This window comes from Streptomyces sp. NPDC005706, assembly GCF_040631045.1.
GTDB lineage: Bacteria > Actinomycetota > Actinomycetes > Streptomycetales > Streptomycetaceae > Streptomyces.
Genome location: NZ_JBEXYS010000001.1, coordinates 314,971 through 338,068 on the forward strand (window position 1 = coordinate 314,971; position 23,098 = coordinate 338,068).

The 23,098-nt window shown below is 67.5% G+C and carries 20 protein-coding genes and 1 tRNA gene; 18 read left to right on the forward strand and 3 right to left on the reverse strand.

All coding sequences use genetic code 11. The features are described from left to right. Nucleotides 1-460 precede the first annotated feature (460 nt). The 3 genes from ABZ478_RS01385 to ABZ478_RS01395 all read left to right on the forward strand — a co-directional run bounded on the left by ABZ478_RS01385 (nt 461) and on the right by ABZ478_RS01395 (nt 6,585). Nucleotides 461-4,195 carry a tetratricopeptide repeat protein gene (locus ABZ478_RS01385; protein WP_359544463.1) on the forward strand — a complete coding sequence of 1,245 codons (3,735 nt, stop codon included), beginning with the start codon at nt 461-463 and terminating at the stop codon, nt 4,193-4,195. Between the two features lie 594 nt (nt 4,196-4,789). Continuing rightward, nucleotides 4,790-6,025, forward strand: a complete 1,236-nt coding sequence (locus ABZ478_RS01390) for a helix-turn-helix domain-containing protein (protein ID WP_359544464.1) — start codon at nt 4,790-4,792, stop codon at nt 6,023-6,025. A 17-nt stretch (nt 6,026-6,042) separates the two neighbouring features. Further along, nucleotides 6,043-6,585 (forward strand): flavoprotein, encoded by a 543-nt coding sequence (locus ABZ478_RS01395; RefSeq protein ID WP_359544986.1) that lies wholly within the window; start codon nt 6,043-6,045, stop codon nt 6,583-6,585. A gap of 216 nt (nt 6,586-6,801) precedes the next feature. Here the strand turns inward: ABZ478_RS01395 and ABZ478_RS01400 are convergent, their stop codons facing one another. Further along, nucleotides 6,802-7,197 (reverse strand): winged helix-turn-helix domain-containing protein, encoded by a 396-nt coding sequence (locus ABZ478_RS01400; RefSeq protein WP_359544465.1) that lies wholly within the window; start codon nt 7,195-7,197, stop codon nt 6,802-6,804. 161 nt (nt 7,198-7,358) lie between these two features. On the opposite strand from ABZ478_RS01400, the gene ABZ478_RS01405 reads away from it, so the two are divergent. The 13 genes from ABZ478_RS01405 (at nt 7,359) to ABZ478_RS01465 (ending at nt 17,384) form a co-directional block, all read left to right on the forward strand. After that, complete coding sequence (locus ABZ478_RS01405; RefSeq protein WP_359544466.1) at nt 7,359-7,658, forward strand: hypothetical protein; 300 nt, start codon at nt 7,359-7,361, stop codon at nt 7,656-7,658. Beyond that, the gene (locus ABZ478_RS01410) at nt 7,655-8,641 is read left to right on the forward strand and encodes a DUF2637 domain-containing protein (RefSeq protein ID WP_359544467.1); all 987 of its coding nucleotides are present in this window, start codon (nt 7,655-7,657) and stop codon (nt 8,639-8,641) included. Before ABZ478_RS01405 ends, ABZ478_RS01410 begins: the two co-directional genes overlap by 4 nt. Next, entirely contained in the window at nt 8,638-9,288 is a 651-nt protein-coding gene (locus ABZ478_RS01415) for a GGDEF domain-containing protein (RefSeq protein ID WP_359544468.1), read from the forward strand. The genes ABZ478_RS01410 and ABZ478_RS01415 overlap by 4 nt, the downstream gene beginning before the upstream one ends. Beyond that, nucleotides 9,288-9,671 (forward strand): RRQRL motif-containing zinc-binding protein, encoded by a 384-nt coding sequence (locus tag ABZ478_RS01420; protein WP_359544470.1) that lies wholly within the window; start codon nt 9,288-9,290, stop codon nt 9,669-9,671. Before ABZ478_RS01415 ends, ABZ478_RS01420 begins: the two co-directional genes overlap by 1 nt. A gap of 76 nt (nt 9,672-9,747) precedes the next feature. Beyond that, nucleotides 9,748-11,991 carry a cell division protein FtsK gene (locus ABZ478_RS01425; RefSeq protein WP_359544471.1) on the forward strand — a complete coding sequence of 748 codons (2,244 nt, stop codon included), beginning with the start codon at nt 9,748-9,750 and terminating at the stop codon, nt 11,989-11,991. Nucleotides 11,992-12,132: 141 nt separating this feature from the next. Then, a complete protein-coding gene (locus ABZ478_RS01430; RefSeq protein ID WP_359544472.1) occupies nt 12,133-12,387 on the forward strand; it encodes a hypothetical protein in 255 nt (84 codons plus the stop codon). Between the two features lie 155 nt (nt 12,388-12,542). Then, nucleotides 12,543-12,737: a hypothetical protein gene (locus ABZ478_RS01435; protein WP_359544473.1), complete on the forward strand. Its 195-nt coding sequence runs from the start codon at nt 12,543-12,545 to the stop codon at nt 12,735-12,737. A 50-nt stretch (nt 12,738-12,787) separates the two neighbouring features. Further along, nucleotides 12,788-13,189, forward strand: a complete 402-nt coding sequence (locus tag ABZ478_RS01440) for a hypothetical protein (protein ID WP_359544987.1) — start codon at nt 12,788-12,790, stop codon at nt 13,187-13,189. Nucleotides 13,190-13,200: 11 nt separating this feature from the next. Then, nucleotides 13,201-13,671 (forward strand): hypothetical protein, encoded by a 471-nt coding sequence (locus tag ABZ478_RS01445; protein WP_359544474.1) that lies wholly within the window; start codon nt 13,201-13,203, stop codon nt 13,669-13,671. Between the two features lie 89 nt (nt 13,672-13,760). Further along, nucleotides 13,761-14,660 (forward strand): bifunctional DNA primase/polymerase, encoded by a 900-nt coding sequence (locus ABZ478_RS01450; protein ID WP_359544475.1) that lies wholly within the window; start codon nt 13,761-13,763, stop codon nt 14,658-14,660. Further along, the gene (locus ABZ478_RS01455; RefSeq protein ID WP_359544476.1) at nt 14,657-15,811 is read left to right on the forward strand and encodes an AAA family ATPase; all 1,155 of its coding nucleotides are present in this window, start codon (nt 14,657-14,659) and stop codon (nt 15,809-15,811) included. The genes ABZ478_RS01450 and ABZ478_RS01455 overlap by 4 nt, the downstream gene beginning before the upstream one ends. After that, complete coding sequence (locus tag ABZ478_RS01460) at nt 15,808-16,005, forward strand: helix-turn-helix domain-containing protein (RefSeq protein WP_350843095.1); 198 nt, start codon at nt 15,808-15,810, stop codon at nt 16,003-16,005. The genes ABZ478_RS01455 and ABZ478_RS01460 overlap by 4 nt, the downstream gene beginning before the upstream one ends. Beyond that, the gene (locus ABZ478_RS01465) at nt 16,005-17,384 is read left to right on the forward strand and encodes a site-specific integrase (protein WP_359544477.1); all 1,380 of its coding nucleotides are present in this window, start codon (nt 16,005-16,007) and stop codon (nt 17,382-17,384) included. The genes ABZ478_RS01460 and ABZ478_RS01465 overlap by 1 nt, the downstream gene beginning before the upstream one ends. Nucleotides 17,385-17,436: 52 nt before the next feature. Here ABZ478_RS01465 and ABZ478_RS01470 read toward each other — a convergent pair whose 3' ends face one another. Continuing rightward, complete coding sequence (locus ABZ478_RS01470) at nt 17,437-18,342, reverse strand: YaaC family protein (protein WP_359544478.1); 906 nt, start codon at nt 18,340-18,342, stop codon at nt 17,437-17,439. A gap of 426 nt (nt 18,343-18,768) precedes the next feature. Then, a tRNA-Arg gene (locus ABZ478_RS01475) sits at nt 18,769-18,844 on the reverse strand. Nucleotides 18,845-19,116: 272 nt separating this feature from the next. Between ABZ478_RS01475 and ABZ478_RS01480 the strand changes: the two genes are divergently transcribed. Both ABZ478_RS01480 and ABZ478_RS01485 read left to right on the forward strand, forming a co-directional pair. Continuing rightward, nucleotides 19,117-20,724: a dynamin family protein gene (locus ABZ478_RS01480; protein ID WP_359544479.1), complete on the forward strand. Its 1,608-nt coding sequence runs from the start codon at nt 19,117-19,119 to the stop codon at nt 20,722-20,724. A gap of 66 nt (nt 20,725-20,790) precedes the next feature. After that, nucleotides 20,791-23,031: a GTPase gene (locus tag ABZ478_RS01485; RefSeq protein WP_359544480.1), complete on the forward strand. Its 2,241-nt coding sequence runs from the start codon at nt 20,791-20,793 to the stop codon at nt 23,029-23,031. Nucleotides 23,032-23,098: the final 67 nt, after the last annotated feature.

Consider the following 23,098-nt stretch of genomic DNA (forward strand, 5'->3'; position numbering starts at 1 on the left):
CACTCAAAACTGGACACCCAGACATCTGGTCGTCGAGTGTTAGGGCTGCGTGCCACGCCCACAACTCTGACTGGACAGTTGGACACAAGGCGCAAGGTGAGAAGCGGCGGTTGCGGTCGTGGTCGGCACAGGCGCGTACGTCACTCTCTGCGCGTTGTCGTGGGTGGCCAACCTGCGGCGGGGCGAGCTAGCCCAGGGGGGCCTGGCTGGGTCGGCGCGGCCGGCGGTCAGGCTCGCACCGCAGCAGCGAGACCAACGAGGGTGGAAGGAGCCGCTGAAGCACCGGTTGAGTCAGCCGTCAAGCCCAGGTGACCACCGCGCGGTGGGAACTTCGCTACGGCGCAAGATCCCCCGCGCCGAAGTCGAAAGGACTTTCGTGCAAAGTGCATCGTGACTGCGGTGCAACGTCGTACCATTGTCCCAGGGTTGACCGAGCCGTCGCTTTGGGTTAAGGGGGCACATGGCAGAGCAGCGGATCTCGCGGCAGGAACTGATTCGACGTCAAAGGCGAACTGGGTTCATCGGCAGGCAGGGAGAACTGGCGAGCTTCAAGGAAGTCCTGCGGCAGCGACCCGAAGAAGCAGTGCAGTTCCTATTTCATGTTCGCGGCCAAGCGGGGGTAGGCAAGTCCACTCTGGTGCGCCAGATGGAAGGAGCTGCCCGCGAAGCACAGGCTCTGACGGCTTACGTGGATGAGTCAGTGACTGACGCGGTCGAGGTGATGGAGGCCGTTAGCGCACAGTTTTCGCAGCAAGGCCTGCCAATGAAAGCCTTCGATAAGAGAATGGCTACCTATCTTCAGCGACGCCATGAAGCCGACGCTAGTGCCGCCGCGGCTTCGCAAATGGTGGGCGAGGCGGTCGAGCCATCGGGCCCAACTCCTTCTGCCGCAAGTGTAGTCGCCTCACAGTTAGGTCTCGTAAGTCTGAGCATGATCCCTGGCGTCGGAGCCTTCACCGGAGCAGTTGACGCGCAACAGGTAGCAGCCGGGGTAACGCAACTTAAGGCGATACTTAGTACCAAATTTAACAACCGGGATGACGTCCAGTTGGTCTTGTCCCCTCTTGAGGAGCTTACTCCTGTTTTTCTTGAGGACCTTACAGATATAGCGCAGCGTCGGCCATGGATCGCTTTATTCATTGATACATACGAGCGAACTGGGCCACTGCTCGATTCTTGGTTGCGAGACGTACTCCTCAGCGATAAATATGGTGAACTTCCGGTAAACGTCCTTGCTGTCCTGGCCGGCCAGACGCGGTTGGATGAGCGATGCTGGGGTGACTTCGCTGATCTGATCACCGATCTGCCACTAGACGTATTCACCGAGGCGGAAGCGCGTCAGCTCTTGACCAACAAGGGCGTCACAGACGAGCAGGTCGTTGAGGTGATCTTTCGACTATCTGGGCGACTTCCTGTTCTTATCTCGACGTTGGCAGAAAGTCGCCCGAGCAGCGTCGCGGAAGTGGGGGATCCTAGCGGAACAGCGGTAGAGCGATTTTTGAAATGGGAGACAGATCCTGCCCGCCGGGACGCTGCCTTGACGTGCGCCCTTCCTCAGACACTGGATGAGGATATTTATAGGGCAGCTGTAGATAGTGAAGCGGAGAGCCTTTTCACGTGGCTGGCGTCGCTGCCATTCGTGAATTATCGCGCCGGGCAGTGCCGGTATCACGATGTTGTTCGCGAAACGATGCTGCGCCTTCAGCGTCAGCAGTCGCCTTCGCGGTGGCAAGAAAAACACACCCAACTTGCTGATACATTTCGCGTTTGGCGCACCGAGCTCGAAAAGGATGTGGCCCCGTCCGGCGGCTGGTGGGACGAGGAACGGTGGCGCGATTACAGATTCCAGGAACTGTATCATCGCCTATGCGCTAATCCGCGTACCGAATTCAGGGCCGCTTTAGGCGTGCTCATTGACGCTCACGAGCGCGGTGTTAACTCAGTACGTCATTGTGTACGGGTGATTCTGCAAGCTGGACGAGATGCTGACGCCGGGAAGCTACGCGATTTCGGAGAGCAGCATCTAAGTAGGCTAGAGGACAGGTCTACAACGGTCGTTGAGTGCCTGAGTTTTCTGTTGTCGCGTGAAGAGCTAGTAAGTGAGGACCTGGCACGCGTCTATCTTTTGCGTGCCCAGCACCTCGGGAGCGCAAAAAAGTACGAGTCTGCTGTGAGCGACTACTCTGCTGCACTGGCCCGGGATGAAACAATCATGCGCGCATATTCGGGTCGCGGAATGACGTACCAGGTAATGGGGCGCTATACCGAATCTCTGCAAGATTTCGATCGTGCGGTCGAACTAGATCCCGATAATGCTGCTATTCGAATCAGTCGAGGGTTGAGTCACTTTTTCAATAGGACACTCGACGATGCCCTTGCTGATCTCAACCGTTCTATTGAACTTGAACCGGACAATGCATGGGCTCATACAGCCCGGGGAATCACACATCACGCTGCGGAACGTTACGAGGATGCCATCCGTGACCTCGCACGTGCTACTGAGATCGAGCCCGACGATGCGGGGACTTACTTCGTCCGGGGTCTAACGTACCATTCGATGAAGCGATATGATGATGCGCTTGCCGACTTCGGACGTTCCCTTGACTTGCAGCCAGATGCTGTGGAGTTTCTGTCTTGCCGAGGTGCAACTTACGGTGCAGCCGGCCGTTTGAATGAGGCCCTAAGCGACTTTGATCGTGCTCTCCAATTGGATCCACAGAGCGTCTCAGCATACACCAATCGCGGCTTGACTTACCGTTCGCTGAAGCGCTATGACGAAGCTCTGGTGGACTTCGATCGTGCGTTGGAACTCGATCCGCAAAATGCTTCAGCCTACACGAATCGAGCTTTGATGTATGACTCGATGAAGCGGTATGAGGATGCCCTTGCCGACTTTAATCGAGCAATCGACTTGGACCCTGAGGAACCCGAATCGTTTGGTGATCGTGCACTCACGTACCGATCCTTGAAGCGGCACGAGGACGCTCTTGTCGACTTTGATCGGGCTATTGAAATTTCCCCCGATAGGGCGAGCTTCTATAGTAATCGTGGTCTTACGTACGGTTCGTTGAAGCGATATGAGGATGCCTTCGCTGACTTCAACCGGGCCATCGAACTAGATCCCGAGGATGCTGGTGTCTTTGGCAACCGTGGGTTGATATACCGGGCCGTCAACCGACACGAAGACGCTCTTGCCGACTTCGATCGGGCAATCGAAATAGATCCGGAAAGAGCGGGTCTCTACAGCAACCGTGGCGCGGCGTATGCTTCGTTGAAGCGGTACGAGGACGCCCTCGCCGACTGCAATCGGGCCATCGAACTGGACTCCCAGACTGCGGTCCATTACACCGCCCGAGCCAAGCTCTTCGGCAGTATGAGGCGCTTTAGTGACGCGCTGGCTGATCTTGACCATTCTATAGCACTCGACCATCGTATTAGTTGGACGTACAGCGTTCGAGGTGATATCTACGAGGCTATGGGGCGGTTTTCCGACGCCTTGAGTGACTATGACCGTTGTCTCGAAATTGATCCTCACGACTCTCTCGTTTATTGCAGTAGAGGGGACGTCTACCATGACCTCGCCCGCTTCGACGTGGCTCTTAGCGAATACGAGCGCGCGATAGAAGTCGATTCATCCAATTCGTATGCTCTGCACCGTCAGGGCCTAACCTTTCGATTGTTGGGGAGAAACGCCGACGCGTTCGCTGGATGTAACCGCGCTCTGGAGCTAAACCCGGATGACAGTGAGGCGCTTGCTCTTAAGGGTCTCCTATTTAGGATTGACGGGCGCTATGACGATGCGCTGAAGGTTCTTGATCGAGCGATTGCAATTAATCCCCGAAGCGCTTGGGCCTATTACGAAAAGTCGGTCGTATTGTACGCGAAATTTCATCGGGATAGGAATAGGTTCTTGATGCGCGCCATTAAGGTCATAAATCGAGAGCCTGGCGGCATCGAAAAGAAGGGAAACTTGTTCCTCTCTAGCTGTCTTGTTCCGCGATGGCAGAGGGCTGAGTCACATTTTGCGGACTTCATGTCAAGCAGGCCGACGCCCGGAGTCCTTCGTCAATTGTTGGAAGCCGTCACTAGTCTCGCCATTGCGGTTCCATCGAGAGAGTCGAGCCTGACTAATTTCCGCATCAAAATTGAAGAGAGAATAGGGCAGGCTGCCGGCGAAGATAGTTACGGCTCCTAATTGCTTGAGGTGTGTTGGCCGGCTTCGCCGCCAGCTGCAACACTCGGAGGGAACTTCCTCTGGGTGTTGCAGCTATTTGAGCCGGGTGGGGCACTCGACGCCGTCCCATGTATCTGAAATGGCGGTGTCACGGTGTTGGGGCACTGACTCGTGTGGTGGGCCCTGCGTACAGAAACAGGGCTACGACTTGGTCAAGTCAAGCCGGTCGCCTGACGACCAGCAATTCTTGCCTGTGCTGGCACGTGAGACCGGCGCAGCACTCACGAGCAGGGTGAAGGCGTGCGTACACATCGACGTGCTGGACCGGGCTTTCCCAGGCCTCGACTCGTGCGCCGACGTCTGAGTGCGCCCCTGGTTCGGGCGCCCCGGACAACTTCCATTCCGACTGTCCGGGGCGTCTGCGCAGGTGAGAGCCATTGCCGGACAGCCGGACAGCCCGGACACCTCCGAGCCTGGCACCCGGACAATCCGTCCGGGCTCCCTACCGTTCGATGCCGCACGCTGGTGGTGGCGGCGAAGGGGGGATCGCTTAACTGTTCCTCGCCACGCCGGTACCGTGAAGAACGCCCTTCTAGCAGCGGGAGGCAACACTCCATGCGTGGCTTGGGAGATCACCTCAGCATCGGTGAGCGCATCGCGTTCTACCGGAAGCGCCGCGGCTACACGCAAGAGGTGCTGGCCGGCCTGGCGGGTCGGAGCACTGACTGGCTGGCAAAGATCGAGACTGGTCGCAGGAAGCCGCCCCGTATCGACATGCTCGCGGAGCTGTCGCGCATCCTGCGCGTGCCACTCGGAGACCTGCTCGGTCAGACCGTCCTCATGGAAGACGAGCGTCAACAGGACGACGTCCCCGCCGTGCGCGACGCCCTCATGAGCCCGCGCCGGCTCTCTCGTCTCCTGTTCGGGCCGGACGCTGAGACCCAGCTCCCGACGCCCGTTCCCGTGTCCGTGCGCGTCGAGCAGGCGTGGAACGATTACCAGGGCGGTCTGCTTGGCAGCGTCATCGCTGCACTGCCCGCCCTGCTTCAGACAGCCCAAGAGCTGGAGGAGCGAGCAGCGCGCCGCGGTGAAGACCGTGGGGACTGCTGGGCTGTATCGGCACGCACACACCATCTTGCGGCTACGACACTAGCCAAGATTGGTGAGTCGGATATCTCGTGGCTCGCGGCCGAGCGCGCGATGCGAGCCGCCGACGAGTCGGACGACCCGCTCGTGTTGGCGTCCGCCGCACGTTCCGGTACGCACGCCTTGCTGGCCAACGGGCGCTATGACGACGCCCTCGAACTGGGCAACACGGCCGCAGCCTGGCTGTCGTCTCAGGTAACCGATCACAACCCGGCGGCGCTCAGCCTGCTGGGGATGATCCACCTGCGTGCTGCCGTCGCGGCGGCGCGCCATCAGGACCGGCCTACCGCAACGGCGCTGCTGAACCGTGCCGAGCAGCTTGCGGACGATCTCGGCTCGGATGCGAACTACTGGCAGACCGGTTTCGGGCCGACGAACGTGCTGCTCCACCGCCTGTCCATTGAGCTAGACCTCGACAACGTCTCGTACGTGGTGGAACACGGCCGGATCAACATCGACCACATGCCGCAGGAACGCAGCGTCTCTCATCGCATCGACTTTGCGCGCGCCCTGTCGCTCGCTGGGCAGGGGGATGACGCCTTCGCAGAGCTGCGTACGGCGGAGCGCACGTCGCCGCAGCTCGTACGCAACAATCCGAGGGTGCGCGAGACGCTGCGAGACTTGATCAAACAGTCTCCGGTGACGGGCGGCTCGCGTTCGTCGGACGTGTACGCGATGGCTCAGCGGTGCAGGGCGGTGCAGTGAGTTCAGGCAAGCGTGGTGTGCTCGGAGTCGTCGGCTCGGCGGCCGGGGGCGTAGAGGCGTTGCGTACCGGTCTCGTAGAGCCCGCGATTAGCCGTGGATGGCGAGTGGCCGTCACGCTCACGCCGACCGCAGGTCAGTGGCTGCGCATGAGCGGCGAGCGTGAGCGGTTGGAGAAGCTGACTGCCCTGCCTGTGCGAGACGAGCCGCGCCTTCCTGGTGAGGCCCGGCCGCATCCGCCGGTTGATTGCTACGTCGTCGCCCCCGCTTCCGCCAACATGGTCGCCAAGCTCGCGACTGGCCTGATGGACAACCAGGCGCTGACGCAGGTTGGTGAGGCGATTGGGACCCTTGGCCTCCCAGTCGTAGTCTTCCCGCGGGTGAACGCGGCGCACGCTCGCCATCCGGCATGGCAACGGCACATCGACGCGCTACGCGCTGGAGGGGTGCATCTGGTCTACGGCCCGGAGGTCTGGCCGCTGTACGAGCCGAGGGACGCGCCGGCCGGGCGTGAGCTCCCTTGGACGGCGGTACTGGAAGCCGTAGATGAGGTCATTCGATGATGGCCCGTCAACATGGCTGACCTGGACGAAAAGGGGACCCGGACAGTCTGTCCGGGTTCTTTGCTGTTCCCGATTGCATGCTCATTGGCATGTCAGGGAGCAATGAGCGATGCGGTGCGCCGGGAGGCCTGAGCCCTGCCGAACTCGCTGAGATCAACGCGAGCTTGAGCGAGGCCCGCGCCGTGGCTGAACGACTTCTGAACCGTGCGGACAGGCTCACTGCCCAGGTGGAGTCTCGCCACCGACGAGCCGCTCAAGGCGATCAAGCCGCTCACCGAGCGTACGGAGCGTGTCATGAATCGCGCTGAGCTCAGCGGAGAGGGCGGTGAACGCGGGGCTGCTGCCAGGCTCGGTTCCGAGCGGCACCGACGGGTCGCGGACGAAGGTGCCGCGGCCCTGCTGAGTAAGCACGAGCCCCTCATCGCGGAGCTGCCCGTATGCGCTCTGGACGGTCATGAGTTGCACACCGAGGTCTTTGGCGAGCTTGCGAGCCGCAGGCAACTGAGCGCCCGGTGCGTACGTGCCGTTAGGGCCCGTGATCTTCGCGCGGAAGTCAGCGGCGATCTCCTTGGCCGTGGGCGTCTGCTTGGGCGCTTCTGGGCTCTGCTCCATGGCTCTGAGAGTAGCCGGACTAGGTCAATCTCCATTGCTCCGTAGGTCCCCTTGACTGTCAGATTGACATAGGTCAATCTGAGGTTCTGCGGCGCTGGGACTCCCCAGCAAGGTCGCCCGCCGCCGCGGTTCTCCCTGCTCCTTCGACTCAGGAGAGCACCATGCGCATGTACGTCGGCCGTCAAGAGGCCGTCTCAGTAGAAGACTTCGTAGAGCTCGCCCTCGGCACCCCAGTTGCGCTGTGGCTCGGGGTGGAGGGTGAGAGCGAGACGGAGCGCGCGGCCCGATTGGATGCGGCGCGCGACATCCTCGCCGACCCGGAGTACAACGACCTGCCGGACCACGTGGCCCGCATCGCCGCCGAGGTGATCGAGGCACACGCCCCGGAGCTGCTCAACGTCGTCCAGCTGGCCCGCCCGGCCAAGCGCCGCCGGCCCTCCCGGAAGGGAGCGGCGGCATGACGACCGCAGCCGAGACGGAACGGCCGGCGGTTCCGCCGCTGACGAAGCCAGAGGTGGGCCTTGCCGGGCTGGGCGCGCTGGCCGCCGCGGGGGTCGGCGCCCTGGGGCTCATCGCCTCGCTCGACGCGGTTTCCTCTGCCGCCGCGCGGTGGGGCTTCGGCGAGCCGTGGATGCTGCCGGTCGGTATCGACGTGGCTATCCCGGTGTTCACCGTGGCCAACCTGCTGCTGATCCGGATGGACATGGCGTTGGCGTGGGTGCGGTTTGTGCCCTGGGCCCTAACGCTGGTCACCTGCGGCCTGAACATCGCCGCCGGACATGGTCTGTGGGCGAAGGTGGCCCACGGCACGATGCCGCTGCTGTGGGTGGTGTTTTCCGAGATCGGAGCCCATGTCTATGCCGTCCGCATCGGCGCCGCCACAGGCCGGCGGATGGAGAAGGTGCGGTTCTCCCGCTGGATGCTCGCCCCCTTGTCGACCTTCGCTTTGTGGCGACGGATGACGCTGTGGGAAATCACCTCCTACTCCGAGGCCCTTAAGCGGGAGCGTGAGCGGCAGTTGGCTCGCGCCCGGCTGCGGGAGCGGCACGGGCGACGGTGGCGGTCGATGACCCCGCGCCCGGAACGCGTGCTGCTGAGGCTGGGCGAGCTGGCCCCGGCGAGCGAGGACGTCTCGCCCATGCCGCCACAGCCGACGGAGAGGCCACAGCCGGAGGCAACCAAGGCGCCGCGCAAGCGCCCGGCCGGCACCAAGGGCAGGGCCAAGGCTACGAAAACGCCGCGGACCCCAGCGGAACTGCTCGCTGAGGCACGTGAGGCCACTGACGACTGGGCCGATGACGCGATCAACGCGGAAACCATCCGGACCACGCTGCACTGCTCGGCTGCCAACTCCCGTGCCCTGCGGGACCTGCTGCTGAACGAGCGCGCCGAAGGGCGCCGTCTGCACTCCGTCGATGGTGACGCAGAGGGGGCTGCGGCATGAACACCTTAGAGACCATGCTGGCCGCGGCGGGGCCGGTCGCCTCCGGCTGGACGGCGCACACGCTGTGGCTGCGGCGGCGCCTGAACATCGCCCGCCGTGACCCGCTGACCGGGCTGCGGACCCGCGAGGCGTTCACCCGTCGCGCCGCGACTCTGCTGCGGAACCCGCGCGCGGTCGTAGTCCTGGCCGACGTGGACCGCTTCAAGCAGATCAACGACACCTTCGGCCACGCGGCCGGAGACGCGCTGTTGAAAGCGACCGCGGAACGGCTCGCCTACCACGTCGGCTGCTCCGGCGTGGTCGGACGACTCGGAGGCGACGAGTTCGCCGCCGTCCTAACCGACGACTACGGCACCGCCGCCGACATTCTTGCCGTCCTGCACGGCGTGCTCGCCCGCCCGGTCGACGGCCAGGACCCGGCCGTCCACACCACCGTCTCCCTCGGCTGGGCGCGCGCAGCCGACTTCCCCGGCGAGGACCTGTCTGCTCTGCTGAGGCGTGCCGATGAGGCGATGTACGCGGCCAAGCAGGCGCGTGCCGGCACCCGCCGAGCGGGGCTGGGGCGGCTGTTCGCCACAGTCACCGGGCGGCGCGCCGGCCGCTTCGGGGCTCGGACCGACGCTCCGGCTGTAGAGGTGGCCGCCTAATGTCCGCCTACGGCAGGTGCTTCGACCCGTCCGGTTCCCGGTTCGGCATCCCTACGTACCCGTGGCGCTTCGCCCCTGACGGCTACGCCACCCGCCGCCAACTCCGCGCGGTCGGACTGCGGCCCGGCGGGCAGCCCGTTGCAGCGCAGTTGATGCGCAGCCGACGCGGCCGCAACGCTGGGGTGCAGGTCGCTTATCTCTACCGCGTGGACCGCGCGAAGCCGGTCCGGCCCATGACCTCGCGCAAGTGGGGCGCGGTCGCCCTGGCGATGCTTGCCCGCCGTACCTGCCCGCAGTGCCAGACCACCTACAGCTACTGCATCCCGACCTCGCTCGGCATGTGCGTCCCCTGCGCCTACCCCGAGGAACAGCGCGCCGCCTGATCAGTACGGGGCCCGGTCTCAAACCGACCAAAGCAGCGGCCGGGCCCCGCATCCTCCCCGAGAGAAGGAACCCCCAGTGAAACACCCCGACGACGACAACGAACTCTTCAACCGGCTCGAAGCCGAGATGACCGCCGACACCGGCCCCGACTCCGGCGGCGAGGTGGTCGACCTCGACAAGGCCCGATCCGCGCGCGAGCAGTCGACCCACCCGAGCGCCCCGACCCGTGACGGGAAGTCGCCCGACTCGCCCGGACACGAGTCGGGCGAGGAGTCGGCCGACCCGACCCGGCGCGTGATGGTCGACCAGTCGGCACCGGCCGTGGCCGGTCCCGGCTACCTGGGTCGGCTGGCCGCCGCCAGGCGCCGGGACGTGGTCCCGCTGTGGCTGCGCTCGGTCGCCGAACTGAAGACCGCGTCCGCGTGGGTGGCCCGGCACTACACCCACGCCGCCGCCTACCACGCACTTCGCTCGCCCGTGTATGCCGCGCGCCTGACGGTGCAGGCCCCGACCGGGCTGGCCCGGTTCGTGGGCGGCTCGATGCGGTGGGTCGCCGACCGCGAGGGGGAGCCGGTCCGGCTGGCCGCGGTGCGCCGCGAAGACGCCGCCGAGTACCTGAAGCTGTCCCGGCAGCGTGACGGTCGGGTCCGGCTGCGGACCCTGGTCGCCGTGCTGGCGATGTTCGTGGGCATCGGGGCCGCCCTCGCCATCTACGTCCTGGCCCCCGACTGGCTGCAAGCTCTCTCGGTCAGCGCCCTGGTCCTCACGCTCGGCTACAACGGCCGCAAGGCCGACGCCCCGCTCATCCACCGGGCCGTGGAACTGCCCAAGGCCACCAAGCTCACCAGTGACATCGTGTTGCGCGCCCTCGGATCCCTGGGTATCCCGGCGATCAACCAAGTGCAGAGCAAGGGGCGAGACGGATTCGAGTTCACCGCCCCGATTACCCGCGACGGACCTGGCTGGCGCGCAGAGGGCAACCTGCCCTACGGCGTCACGGTCACGGACATCATCGAGCGCCGTGAACGCCTCGCCTCCGGCCTACGCCGCCCCCTCGGCTGCGTCTGGCCCGAAGCAGTCCCCGACGAGCACACCGGGCATCTGGTGCTGTGGGTCGGCGACCAGGACCTCTCCAAGGCGAAGAAGCCCGCATGGCCGCTGGCCAAGACCGGGACAGTCGACCTGTTCAAGCCCGTCGCCTACGGCACCGACCAGCGCGGACGCTGGGTCGAGGTCACCCTGATGTACATCGCCGGAGTGATCGGCGCGATCCCCCGCATGGGAAAGACCTTCCTCCTGCGGCTGCTGCTGCTCATCGCCGCCCTCGACCCCCGCGCCGAGCTGCACACCTACGACATGAAAGGCACCGGCGACCTCGACCCCGTCGGCGACGCTGTCTCCCACCGCCACGCGGCTGGCGACGACGCCGAGTTCATCCAGTACGCCCTCGCCGACTGGCGGGCGCTGCGCGAAGAACTGCGCCGCCGCACCAAGGTGATCCGCTCCCTGCCCCGGGACATCTGCCCCGAGTCCAAGGTGACGAGCGCTCTCGCCGACAAGCGCTCCCTGGGTCTGCACCCGATCGTGGTCGGGGTGGACGAGTGCCAGGTGCTGTTCGAGCACCCCGAGCACGGCAAGGAGTTCGAGGAGATCGCCACCGACCTGGTCAAGCGCGGCCCCGCGACCGGCATCGTGATGCTGCTGGCGACGCAGCGCCCGGACGCCAAGTCGCTGCCCACCGGCATCAGCGCGAACGCGTCCGCCCGGTGGTGCCTGAAGGTCATGGGCCAGACGGAGAACGACATGGTCCTCGGCACGAGCAGTTACAAGCGCGGCGTGCGGGCGACCATGTTCGCCTGGGGCGACAAGGGCATCCACTACTTCATGGGCGAGGGCGCGGACGCCCGGATCGTCTACGGCACGTTCGTGGACGCCCCCAGCGCCGCCGCCATCGCCGCCCGCGCCCGCACCCTGCGAGAAAAGGCAGGACTGCTGTCCGGCTATGCGCTCGGCGAGACACCGGAGGCCGTGACCGGCCCGGCCTACGACCTGCTGGCCGACGTGGTGGCGGTCGTACCGGAGAAGGAAGAGCGGGTGTGGAACGAACGGATCGCCGCCCGCCTCGCCGACCTGCGGCCCGACGTGTACGGCGGCTGGAAGGGCGAGAACGTCACCAGCGCGCTCAAGCCGCACGGCATCCGCACCCGCGACGTGGCCGGCACGACGGACGACGGCACCCGCACCACACGGCGCGGCATCGCCCGTGCCGACCTCACGAAGGTCATTGCGGAGCGTAACCAGAAGCCGGGTGCCGCATAGGCCCGGAACGGTGCTACCGGTAGCACCCACACCTGCTACCGGTAGCACCCCCGCTAGCACCCCAAAGCCTCACCCATCTGCGATCTAGCGCGTAGCACCCCGCCTGCGGAAACCCCTGGAAACCCGCCCGGAGGGCCTGTGATGACCCCCATCCTCCTTGCTGTCGCCTGCCTGATAGCCGTCACGCTCGGTTACGGCGTGCTGTGTGCGGCCTCGCCGTTCGGTGACTGCCGCAAGTGCCACGGCATGGGCCACGCGCTCAAGCGTGACCGCAAAGGACGCCTCAAGCGCGGCACGGACTGCCGCCGCTGCCACGCCACCGGCAAACGCATCCGCGTCGGCCGCTGGCTCTACAACCGCTGGGCCCGCATCTACCGCGCCGGCACCACCGACTGAGCAGGCGACCAGCGACCGCCCGTCATGAGACGGACCCCGCTCTGTGTAGGAGCTAGATAGGCGCGGTCGCCGGTCAGTCGCCCCAAGCTTGCCAGCACCCGGGGCGCCCGAAGCGTAGCCATCCATCCGCCTCACCCGGAAGCGAGTTCTTCCTGATGGTCCTCAACATCTCCGCCGTGCTGCTGTTCGGCGCCGCGTCCGCCCTGGCCGTGAAGACCAAGTCCGCCGGAGGCGGCGCCACCCTGGTGCTGTTCCTCTTCGGCTTCTTCACCGCCGGGACCGGCGCCTACGAACCCATCCACAACCTCGTGCAGGCATCCGCCGAAGCCCTGTCCGCCCTCGGCAAGTGACGGGAGATCGCGAAGTGAACGAGCCCACCTACACCCCGGCCGCACACGACATGACGGGCCTGAAAGTGCACCGCCCCGTGCCACTCGTGCCCGTGCAGCCCGTCGGCGTCCCGTCCGTGGCGAGCGTCGTCCTCCCGGACGGCCGTGTCGTCACCGGCTACGCCGTCGCTTCCGCACAGCCCGAGTCGGTCACCGCCAAGCCGGCCGTCTCCCGCACGGCGGTGAACGTCGCGCTGGGAGGTGTCGGGTTCTTCGCCGTGTGCAGCGGGCTGTTCCTGCTCACCGCGTTCATCACCGCGCTGACCGCGCTGATCACCCAGCTCATCATCCTCGCCGCCGTCATCTTCGGCGGATGGATCGCCGCGCAGGTCTTCGGCACGAGCGGTCACCGGGGCGGGACCACGGTCAACATCCGCAAGGCCGTCATCAAGCGCAGCCACTTTCACAGCTGATGGAGGGAACCATGTTCGAGGTCCGCGTCATCTGCGATCCGGCCGACACCGACCGCGTCATCCACGCCCTGGCAGCCGCATTCGAAACTGGCCCGGCACGCCAGTACCTCACCCGCGACGGCGAGCGCATCCGACTGTACGTCACCGCCGAGCACCGTCCCGAGCCGAACACGTGGCCCGCGCCGGAAAAGGCCTACGTGCTCGCCCCGAACATCATCAGTGAGATCGGCTGGACCGCCGACCGCGCCCGCATGCACTTGGACGGTCGCACTGTTGACCGGGAGTACTGGCTGCGCAAAGCCGCCCTGCTGGACCGCATGGCACTGGACGACGAGACCGCCCGCATACACACCGACGCCCTTGCGGTGGCCATGAACGCCGCGCTGCGTCTGCTGGAGATCGACGGCGAGCACTCCGAGGGCATCACCGACCCGCGCGGCTATGTCCGCCAGGAATACGCCCGCTGGTCCAACAACCAGTAGCAACGCCGCGGCGGCGGGACTCCCCAGCAAGGTCGCCCGCCGCCGCGGTCCTCCCTGCCCATCCGTAGACAGAACAGGAGAACCCCAGGATGCCGCACCCGGACGGCTCTGCCCAGCTCACCGCCGCGCGTAACGCAGCGTCGCGTGACTGGCGCGTCTTCCCCCTCATCTCCGGCGACAAGCGCCCAGCCGTCTCCGACTGGGAGACCCGCGCCACCACCGACCCGGACCGCATCACCCGCGCATGGTCAGTGGCCGCCTTCAACATTGGCATCGCCACCGGCCCCTCCGGCCTGGTCGTTATCGACTTGGACAAGCCGAAGCGCCCCGGAGACACCCCGCCTGCCGCTTGGGCCGAGCACGGAGTCACCGACGGCGCCGACGTGCTCGCTGTCCTCTGCGAGCGCCACGGCCAGCCCTTCCCCGCCGACACCTACACTGTCCGCACCTGGAGCGGCGGCACCCACCTGTACTTCGCCGCACCCGAAGGCGAGCACCTGCGCAACACCGCCGGAGACAGTGCCCGCGGGCTGGGCTGGAAGGTCGACACCCGCGCGTGGGGCGGACTCGTGGTCGGTGCCGGCAGCATCTTCGATGGGCGCCCGTACGAGGTCACCCACGACGCTCCCGCAGCGCCTCTGCCGGGCTGGCTCGCCGAACTCCTGCGCCCGGCCCCGCTGCCCCCGCAAACGCCCATCACGGTTGCCCTCACCGGCCACGGACGCCGCACCGCCTTCCTGCGGTCCGCGATCAACGGTGAAGTCTCACGGGTCACCGGCTCTGGCCCGCACGAGCACAACAACGCGCTCTACATCGCCTCAGTCGCCCTCGGCCAACTCGTTGCCGGGGGAGAGCTGAGCGAGGCCGACGTCACCGGCTGGCTCCTCACGGCCGCGCTTCAGGTCGGCCAGGGCGAGCGCGAGGCGCGGCGCACCATCGCCTCCGGCATCCGGGCCGGAGCACGCCGCCCCCGGACGGTCGCCGCATGAGCGCCAACCCCATCCCGCCCCTGCACCTGTACTCCGTGCCCAGCGACCCGGAGACGGCACCCGCGGCGCCGCCGAAACGGGAGCGGCCCCGGACCGCATGGACGGCAGATCAGCTCATGGCCGCGCACTTCCCCGAGCCGAAATGGGCCGTGCCCGGCATCCTCGCCGAGGGCGTCAGCGTCCTCGCCGGACCACCCAAGGTTGGTAAGTCCTGGCTCTCCCTCGGACTCGGCCTTTCCGTCGCGGCCGGCGGCAACGCATTCGACTCCGTACCCGTTCAGGGCGGCCCGGTTCTCTACCTCGCTCTGGAGGACACCCCGCGCCGTCTGCAGACGCGCATGGGCAAGCTCCTCGGTGGTCAGCCCGCGCCGGCCGGGCTGACCCTGGTCACCGAGTGCCCGCCCTTCCCCCAGGGCGGCGTGGAAGCCATCGCTCAGTGGCTGGAGCGCAACACCGACGCCCGCATGGTCGTCATCGACGTGTTCGCCAAGATGCGCGGCCAGGCCCCGGCCGGGGTGTCGGCGTACGACGCGGACTACGTGGCCGTCGGCTACGCCAAGCGGCTCGCCGACCACTACGGCGTGGCCGTCGTCCTGGTCCACCACGTCCGCAAGGCAGGCTCCGAGGACTTCCTCACCGAGGTCTCCGGCACCAACGGCATCGCCGGCGCCGCAGACGCCACCCTCGTACTCAAACGGGCCCGAGGTCAGGCGGACGGCATCCTGCACGTCACCGGCCGCGACGTGGACGAAGCCGAGTACGCCCTCAGCTTCCAACCCGCGTCCGGCGCCTGGCACCTGCTGGACGGTCCCGTCTCCGACCACACCGTCAGCGACACCCGCGCCACGATCCTGCGCTACGTCCGCGCCCACCCTGGCGCGAAGCCGAAGGACATGGCGGGCGAGCTGCCGCAGGTCGACATCGACACGATCCGCCGCACCTGCAACCGCATGGCCGACGCCGGACAGCTCACCAAGGACCCCGGCGGCCGGTACTACCCCGACACCGAGACCCGGACGCAGAGCACCCAAGAGGTGTCCGCACTGTCCGACTGTCCAGATGGGCGCCCTGACCTGCACCGAGAACCCGGACAGTCGGACTTGGGGCTGTCCGGCCTGTCCGGCCCGGAACGGGAAGGGAGCCGGCGGTGACGACGACCCTGGCAAGGGACGAAAAGCTCACGCTCACCGAGATCTGCAAGGACCTGAAGATCTCGCGATCCACCTTCTACGACTGGCGAGCGAAGGGGCGCGCCCCGCGTTGCATCAAGCTGCCCAACGGTGACATCCGGGTCCGGCGTAGCGACTACGAACACTGGTTGAGCGATCGGGAGGACGCCGCCTGATGGATGGCACGACGTACAACGTCAAGATCTGGAAGACGGCGGTCTACAAGGGTCAGCGAAAGACAACGCACACCGTGCGCTGGGAGTTGGACGGCAGGGAGTGGCGAGCACCGTTCGGTACGAAGGCACTCGCAGACGCCTTCCGCTCCGAGTTGGTGAGCGCCACACGCCGTGGCGAGGCGTTCAGTCTCTCCACGGGACGCCCGGTCTCGCACCAGTCCGGAGCGAGCGCGGTGAACTGGTACGACTTCGCGGTGCAGTTCACGGACGCTCAGTGGCACCGAACCGGCGGGAACAACCGCAAGAACACGTCCAAGGCGCTCATGGCGACCACCGTTGCCTTGCTCCGCACACCGCCAGTCGCGTTCCGGCCCGTCGACGTGCGCACGGCACTACGGGAGTTCGCGTTCAACACGCGGCGCCGGCCGGACGCCCCGCCCGAAGTGGTCGCCATCCTGAAGTGGGTGGAACGCAACGCTCTGACCATGGCGGCCTGGGAGGACCCCACCAAGGTCGAGGAAGTACTTCGGGCTCTGGACTCGAAGTTGGACGGTACGCGGGCCGCGGCGAGCTCGATCAAGCGCAACCGGCGAATCCTGAACGTGGCAATGGAGTACGCCGTCACACACCGCGTCCTGCGAGCGAACCCCTTGCCCAAGGGGAGAGGAGCGGCGCCCAAGACATCCTCCGCAGTCGACAAGAGGTCTCTGCTCAACCCGGAGCAAGCGGCGCGCCTTCTGGGGTGGGTCCGCCGGCGCCCCCGCGGCGGCCAGCGGTTGCATGCCTTCTTCGCAACCATGTACTACGCCGGGCCGCGCCCGGAAGAAGTCGTCGCTATGCACGTGCGGGATGTCCGACTGCCGGACAAGGAAGCCGAAGATCAGTGGTGTGAGCTGATGTTTCACATGGCTCAGCCGGAGGTCGGGAAGAACTGGACGGACGACGGCGAGATCCACGAACAGCGCGGGCTGAAGGGCCGGGCCGCGGACGACACGCGAGTAGTGCCGGGCCACCCGTCACTGACACGCATCCTGCGCGCGCACATCCAGGCAGAGACCCTGAGGCCGGGGGACCTGCTCTTCCAGGGCGAGAAGGGTGGCCTGCTCGCTGGCTCCGTCATCCGTAGGGCTTGGCGGACTGCTCGGGCGGAAGTGCTTTCGCCGGATGAATTCGCCTCACCGCTCGGCAAGCGGGTGTACGACCTGCGACACACCTGCCTGACCAACTGGCTGAACGATGGTGTCCCGCCGGCGCAGGTGGCTGAGTGGGCGGGCAACAGCGTCCCCGTGCTGCTGGCCATTTACGCTCGGTGCATCTCTGGGCAGCTCCGCGATCTTAAACAGCGGATCCTTGCCCGTGGGGACCTGCCAGAGGTCTGATGTGCGTGGAGTTCCGCTGGCCCCGATGCGGGGCCAGCGGACCGGGGGGCGGTTAGGCCGTCACGTCCTCGATGGCAGCGAGGATCAACTCAGGAACGGCGGCGAGAGCGCTGTCCAGCAGATACTCGATCGCTACGGCATCCTTGCTTCGATTGACGTCGATTTGCGCGGTCCACTGCCCCGGTTGATAGCGAGCGAGCATTGAAAGCGCGAAGAGCACTGCCCACCAGGCCAGCAGCGGGTGAAGCTGGCGGTTGTCACCGCCGAACTGTGCGTGGATCACTCGCGCCGAGTCGGTCAAGCTGCGCCCCTTCCAAGGGGCAATGGCTTCAAACTTGCGCTTGGCGGCCGCCTCACCGTACTCGGCATCCCACTCAGGATCCCATTCGAGGCGCTTCGCGAACGTCTCGGCGTCGTCGACCTCCCATAGGAGCCGACAGCCAATGGTTCCTTGCCTCTCATCCCAGCTCTCCGGCCCGCTCTCGGGGATGGCGCCGGCAGACCTGAAGCGATAGCCGCTCAACGCCGGATAGTCAGCAAGCCATGTGCGCACGGCCTGTTCACGGGTTCCGGGGTCCGTGTGCTGCTGAAGGTTGGCGGGCAAGCCAGAGACCATGGCGTCCAGGGTGTTGGGAATCACCTGGCGAGTCTCACGGGTGATCGAGAGCTGCGGGCGGGTCGCCGACTGCAAGGGCCAGAGGCTGACCTCCAGTATTGCGGCCCACACGTCCGCAAGCCGGGTTTCCTTCGGGAGAGACCGCGAGCCGAGCATCGCTGCAACCTGAGTGAACGACTCAGCTCCCGCCGCGCCCTTGTCCTTGACGATAACGGAGCCTAGGTCGGGCTGATCCATCTGCGTGGCAGATATGCCGTGGCCGTTCAAGCGACACTTGTCCATCGGGACCCGGGCGCACGCCGCGATCGCTCTGCCTGCCTGGCTCAGGCCGTAGAAGAGCACGAGAGGCCTGGAAGCTGGTCCAACCGAGGCTGCCGCGGTGAACAACTGCTCAGACTGCTCCAGTGCAGCGCTGAACAACTTCTGGCGCGAGCCGCTAGTCGCGTAGCCGGGTGGGGCCGCACGAAGTTCGCGTAGCGCCCTCCACACTGCTGCCGTCGGGGGATAGGACTGGTCACGGTATGTCGGGTACGGCCTGCGAACCATCGCTCCATCTTGCCAGCGCGAGGTGCCGCCCCTGGGGCGTTTCCCTCACTGGCTGGGTTGTGACGTCACCGCGTATTCACCGCAGCCACCCGCAGGAACCCGGCGACAGCCGGACAGCGCCGGACCCTCCCCGCGATCACCGGGGGCGGTCCGGCGTTCTTCTCTGTGCGGCTACACCCGCCCTGACCAGCAAAAAGCCCTCCCGTTCGGGAGGGCGAGGGGTGGCGCCCCCGGCAGGACTCGAACCTGCGGCCAAGCGCTTAGAAGGCGCCTGCTCTATCCACTGAGCTACGGGGGCCTGGTGGCGGGACAAGGATAAAGCTCCTTGTTCCCTGACCCTGTCGCTTCGCCTCCGTGGCTCGATGTGGAGGTTCCGTGAAGCGGTCCTGATAATCGCAGGCAGGTACGAATCGTGCACCGCTTTTGGCCTCCGACGCACCGGGTGTTGTGCACTCGTTATGCCTGGACTGTGCCCTCGTACCAGTCGTCCCTTACGTCCGTTGTGTTCCATCGGCGCGCTGAGATGTCCATATGCTTCAGAATTCCCCTAAAATTGGGCATTCTTCACATGTGGTGACCTTGGACGTTCAGCCTCAGCTGCTCGACACACTCTCCGCTCTGCGCGACCGTGTCGCCGCCGCACGCTTTCCGCTGCCCCTGGCCGGGGCCCCACGCGCGCGTGCGAACCGTGACGAGCTGCTCGCGCAGCTCGACGACTATCTGGTGCCCCGACTAAGGGACCCCGGCGCCCCTCTGCTGGCCGTCGTCGGCGGGTCCACCGGGGCCGGCAAGTCGACCCTCGTGAACTCCGTCGTGGGGCGCCGGGTCAGCCAGGCGGGCGTGCTCCGGCCGACGACCCGGACGCCGGTCCTGGTCTGCCATCCGGAGGATCATCACTGGTTCAGCGGCATGCGCGTGCTCCCCGACCTCACGCGCGTGTGGGGGCCCCAGCCGGACACCGGGGACGATCTGCTGCTCCCCGGCGAGGCTTCCGCGCGCGTGCTGCGTGTCGAGACCGCCGAGAGCCTCCCGCGCGGACTCGCCCTGCTCGACGCCCCCGACATCGACTCGCTGCTCGCCGACAACCGTGTCCTGGCCGCCGAGCTGATCTGCGCCGCCGACATCTGGATCATGGTCACCACGGCCGCCCGCTACGCCGACGCCGTGCCCTGGCATCTGCTGCGTACGGCCAAGGAGTACGACGTCACCCTGGTGACGGTTCTCGATCGTGTGCCGCACCAGGTGGTCTCGGAGGTCTCCCGGCAGTACGGCGCCCTGCTCACCAAGGCCGGGCTCGGCGACGTACCGCGTTTCACCGTGCCCGAGCTGCCCGAGTCGGCCTGGGGCGCCGGTCTGCTGCCCAGCACCGCCGTGGCGGCCCTGCGGACCTGGCTCGTGCACCACGCGCAGGACGCCGCGGCCCGCGAGCACGTCATGGCCCGTACGGCGCACGGTCTGCTCGACTCGCTCAAGTCGCGCATGCCCGAACTGGCCTCCGCCGTCGCCGCTCAGTACGCCGCCGCGCTCCGGCTCACCTCCGCCGTCGAGAGCGCCTACGACGGCGAGCTCGCGCGCGTGCGAGGCCGGTTGCAGTCCGGGGCGGTACTCGCCGGGGACGCGCTCAAGCGCTGGCGCGCCTTCCCCCTGGACTGCACCGCGGGCGAGCTGCTGGACGCCCTCGTGGAGAGCCTGGGCGCGCTGCTGCTGTGTGCCGTCACGGCCGCCGACGAGCGCGTCGACGAGGCCTGGCGGCGCGAGCCAGGCGCGGCCGCTCCGGGACTCGCCGACCGGCACCCCTCCCCGGAGAAGGCCGAGCACCGCATCGGGCTCGCGGCCCGTCGCTGGCGGCGCGAACTGGAGGAGCACGCCGAGGACGAGGTGAGGGACATCGAGCGCAGCACCGCTCCCGACTCCGAGAGCGTCGCCGCACTCGTCGCCACCGCGCTGCTGGGCGGGACCCGGGCGCGTACCGCGGGCGAGCGGCTGGCCGAGCGGATCGGCGCCCATGGCGCGCTGCGGCTGCGCGACCGGGCCGAGCGGCTGCTCAACGACACCGTCGACCGCGTCGTGCACACCGAACGCGAGCGGCGCCTCACTCCGCTCGACGCCCTGGACCTTCGTGCCGAGCCCCAGGCGGAGCTCATCGCCGCGCTGTCCGTACTGCAGAAGGAGAGGTGAACGGTGACAGCCGTCACTGACCATGATCACACGGACCACAGGGACCACAGGGACCACACCGATCACATGACTCACATGGACCGCATGGACCGCACGACGCACGTGGGCCCCTCGGACCACGCCGGTCCTGCTGCTGCCGGCACGGACGGCCAGGCCGGGGGAGAGGCCGACACGGTCAACGGCCGCACACCGGCCGCCGGCGGCTCCGCGCATGCCACCCCCGGCACGGTGCGCGGCGCGGAAACCGGTGACGACACCGGGGCAGGCCCCAGGGCCGAAGTCACCGAGACCGAGGAACAGCGGGACGAGCTGCACCCGGAGACGGACGGCCGGCCGCACGCGCGTGTGCCCGGTAAGCGCTCCGACCGCGAGGAAGGCGCGCCCGCCCGTAAAGGCGGCGACCAGGCATCGGCAGCCGCGGGACAGCGGGCAACCGACCCGCACGCGCGCGCGGCAGAGGCACAGCAGGACCGGCGGGACGCCGGCGAGCCGCACGCGCGCGCGAACACCTCCGGAACCGGGCCGGGGACCGGCACCGGGACCGATGGGGGCCTGCACCGCCCTGTGGAGGACGACGGGAAGACCGGCCCCGACGCGGACGCGTCCGACCCCTGGGACGACGGGCTCATCGCCCGCCGGGTGACGGACGGCGGCGAGCGCGCCTCCGTCCTCGACAAGCCCGCACGCCCCCCGGGCACCCACACCCCCGCGCCCCTGGCGTACGACGGCCCCCTGCGCTCCCGGCTCGACGCCCTGCGCGAACTCGTCGGCCTGTCCCGCGCCCGCCTCGACACCCGCACCCTCGCCGAGGCGGGCCGGGTCCTGGACGAGGCGGCCGCCCGCCGCAAGCTCTCCGGCGGGCACACCGTCGTCGCCATCGCGGGCGCCACCGGCAGCGGAAAGTCGCAGCTGTTCAACGCCCTGGCCGGGGTGGCCATCTCGGAGACGGGGGTCCGGCGTCCGACCACCGCAGCGCCCATCGCGTGCAGTTGGAGTGACGGCGCGGCGGGCCTCATCGACCGGCTCGGCATTCCGGGCCGGCTGCGCCGGCGCCCCCTGCAGAGCGCGGAGGCGGAGGGGCAGCTGCGCGGACTGGTCCTGGTCGACCTGCCCGACCACGACTCCGCGGCCGTGGAGCACCGTGAGCAGGTCGACCGGATCCTGAAGCTGGTCGACGCGGTCATCTGGGTGGTCGACCCCGAGAAGTACGGCGACGCCATGCTTCACGAGCGCTATCTGCGGCCCATGGCCGGTCACGCGGAAGTCATGTTCGTCGTCCTCAACCAGGTCGACCGGCTGCCCGGGGAGGCCGCCGACCAGGTACTGGACGATCTGCGCAGGCTGCTCGACGAGGACGGTGTCGCGCTCGGCGAGTTCGGGGAGCCGGGCGCCTCGGTGCTCGCGCTGTCCGCGCTCACCGGTGACGGCGTCGGCGAGCTGCGTGAGGCGCTGGGCCACTTCGTGATGGAACGCGGTGCGGCGGCCCGGCGGGTCGCGGCCGACCTGGACGCGGCCGCGGCTCAGCTGCGGCCCGTCTACGCCACCGGCCGGCGCGTCGGCCTCAGCGAGGAGGCGCGCGAGGAGTTCGCCGCCCGGCTCGCCGACGCGGTGGGCGCCACCGCGGCCGGCGAGGCCGCCGAACGCGCCTGGCTGCGCAACGCCAACCGGGCCTGCGGCACGCCCTGGCTGCGGCTGTGGCGCTGGTACCAGAGCCGCGGCGGGTCCAGCACGGGCCGCATGGCGGTACGCCACCAGGGCGACGAGGAGGCCACGGCCCGTCAGCGCGTCGAACAGGCGGTCCGTACGGTGTCAGACCGGGCTTCGGCCGGTCTGCCCACGCCGTGGGCGCAGGCGGTGCGGGAGGCGGCCGTGCGCGGCTCGCACGGGCTGTCGGAGGCGCTGGACGACCTGGCGGCCCGGGCCGGACTGCCGCCGGGGCGGCCGCCCCGGCCGGGCTGGTGGCCGGTGGCCGTGCTGGTCCAGGCGGCCATGACCCTGCTGCAGGTCGTGGGCGGATTGTGGCTGGTGGGGCAGATCGCCGGAGTCATGGCACCCAACCTGGGCGTGCCGGTGCTGCTGATGGTGTGCGGCATCGTCGGCGGGCCGTTCGTGGAGTGGGGCTGCCGAATGGCGGCCCGGGGGCCCGCCCGCCGGTACGGCCAGGACGCGGAACGGCGACTGCGGGAGGCGGCCGCGAGCTGCGGCCGGGCTCGGGTGCTCGATCCATTGGCGGCGGAGCTGCTTCGGTACCGGGAGGTGCGGGAGCAGTACGGCCGGGTGGCGCAGACGGGAGTGGGGGTGGGGTGAGAGCGGTGCGGTGCTGGGGAGAGGGCGAAGAGCGAGGGCGGCGGAGGCCGTCAGACGGGTAGGCCCG

What these genes read in the sequence shown, in the direction of transcription:
- ABZ478_RS01385 (WP_359544463.1), top strand. Translation starts at nt 461, where the DNA reads ATGGCAGAGCAGCGGATCTCGCGGCAGGAACTGATTCGACGTCAAAGG.
- ABZ478_RS01390 (WP_359544464.1), top strand. Translation starts at nt 4,790, where the DNA reads ATGCGTGGCTTGGGAGATCACCTCAGCATCGGTGAGCGCATCGCGTTC.
- ABZ478_RS01400 (WP_359544465.1), bottom strand. Translation starts at nt 7,197, where the DNA reads ATGGAGCAGAGCCCAGAAGCGCCCAAGCAGACGCCCACGGCCAAGGAG.
- ABZ478_RS01405 (WP_359544466.1), top strand. Translation starts at nt 7,359, where the DNA reads ATGCGCATGTACGTCGGCCGTCAAGAGGCCGTCTCAGTAGAAGACTTC.
- ABZ478_RS01410 (WP_359544467.1), top strand. Translation starts at nt 7,655, where the DNA reads ATGACGACCGCAGCCGAGACGGAACGGCCGGCGGTTCCGCCGCTGACG.
- ABZ478_RS01415 (WP_359544468.1), top strand. Translation starts at nt 8,638, where the DNA reads ATGAACACCTTAGAGACCATGCTGGCCGCGGCGGGGCCGGTCGCCTCC.
- ABZ478_RS01420 (WP_359544470.1), top strand. Translation starts at nt 9,288, where the DNA reads ATGTCCGCCTACGGCAGGTGCTTCGACCCGTCCGGTTCCCGGTTCGGC.
- ABZ478_RS01430 (WP_359544472.1), top strand. Translation starts at nt 12,133, where the DNA reads ATGACCCCCATCCTCCTTGCTGTCGCCTGCCTGATAGCCGTCACGCTC.
- ABZ478_RS01435 (WP_359544473.1), top strand. Translation starts at nt 12,543, where the DNA reads ATGGTCCTCAACATCTCCGCCGTGCTGCTGTTCGGCGCCGCGTCCGCC.
- ABZ478_RS01440 (WP_359544987.1), top strand. Translation starts at nt 12,788, where the DNA reads ATGACGGGCCTGAAAGTGCACCGCCCCGTGCCACTCGTGCCCGTGCAG.
- ABZ478_RS01445 (WP_359544474.1), top strand. Translation starts at nt 13,201, where the DNA reads ATGTTCGAGGTCCGCGTCATCTGCGATCCGGCCGACACCGACCGCGTC.
- ABZ478_RS01450 (WP_359544475.1), top strand. Translation starts at nt 13,761, where the DNA reads ATGCCGCACCCGGACGGCTCTGCCCAGCTCACCGCCGCGCGTAACGCA.
- ABZ478_RS01455 (WP_359544476.1), top strand. Translation starts at nt 14,657, where the DNA reads ATGAGCGCCAACCCCATCCCGCCCCTGCACCTGTACTCCGTGCCCAGC.
- ABZ478_RS01465 (WP_359544477.1), top strand. Translation starts at nt 16,005, where the DNA reads ATGGATGGCACGACGTACAACGTCAAGATCTGGAAGACGGCGGTCTAC.
- ABZ478_RS01485 (WP_359544480.1), top strand. Translation starts at nt 20,791, where the DNA reads ATGACTCACATGGACCGCATGGACCGCACGACGCACGTGGGCCCCTCG.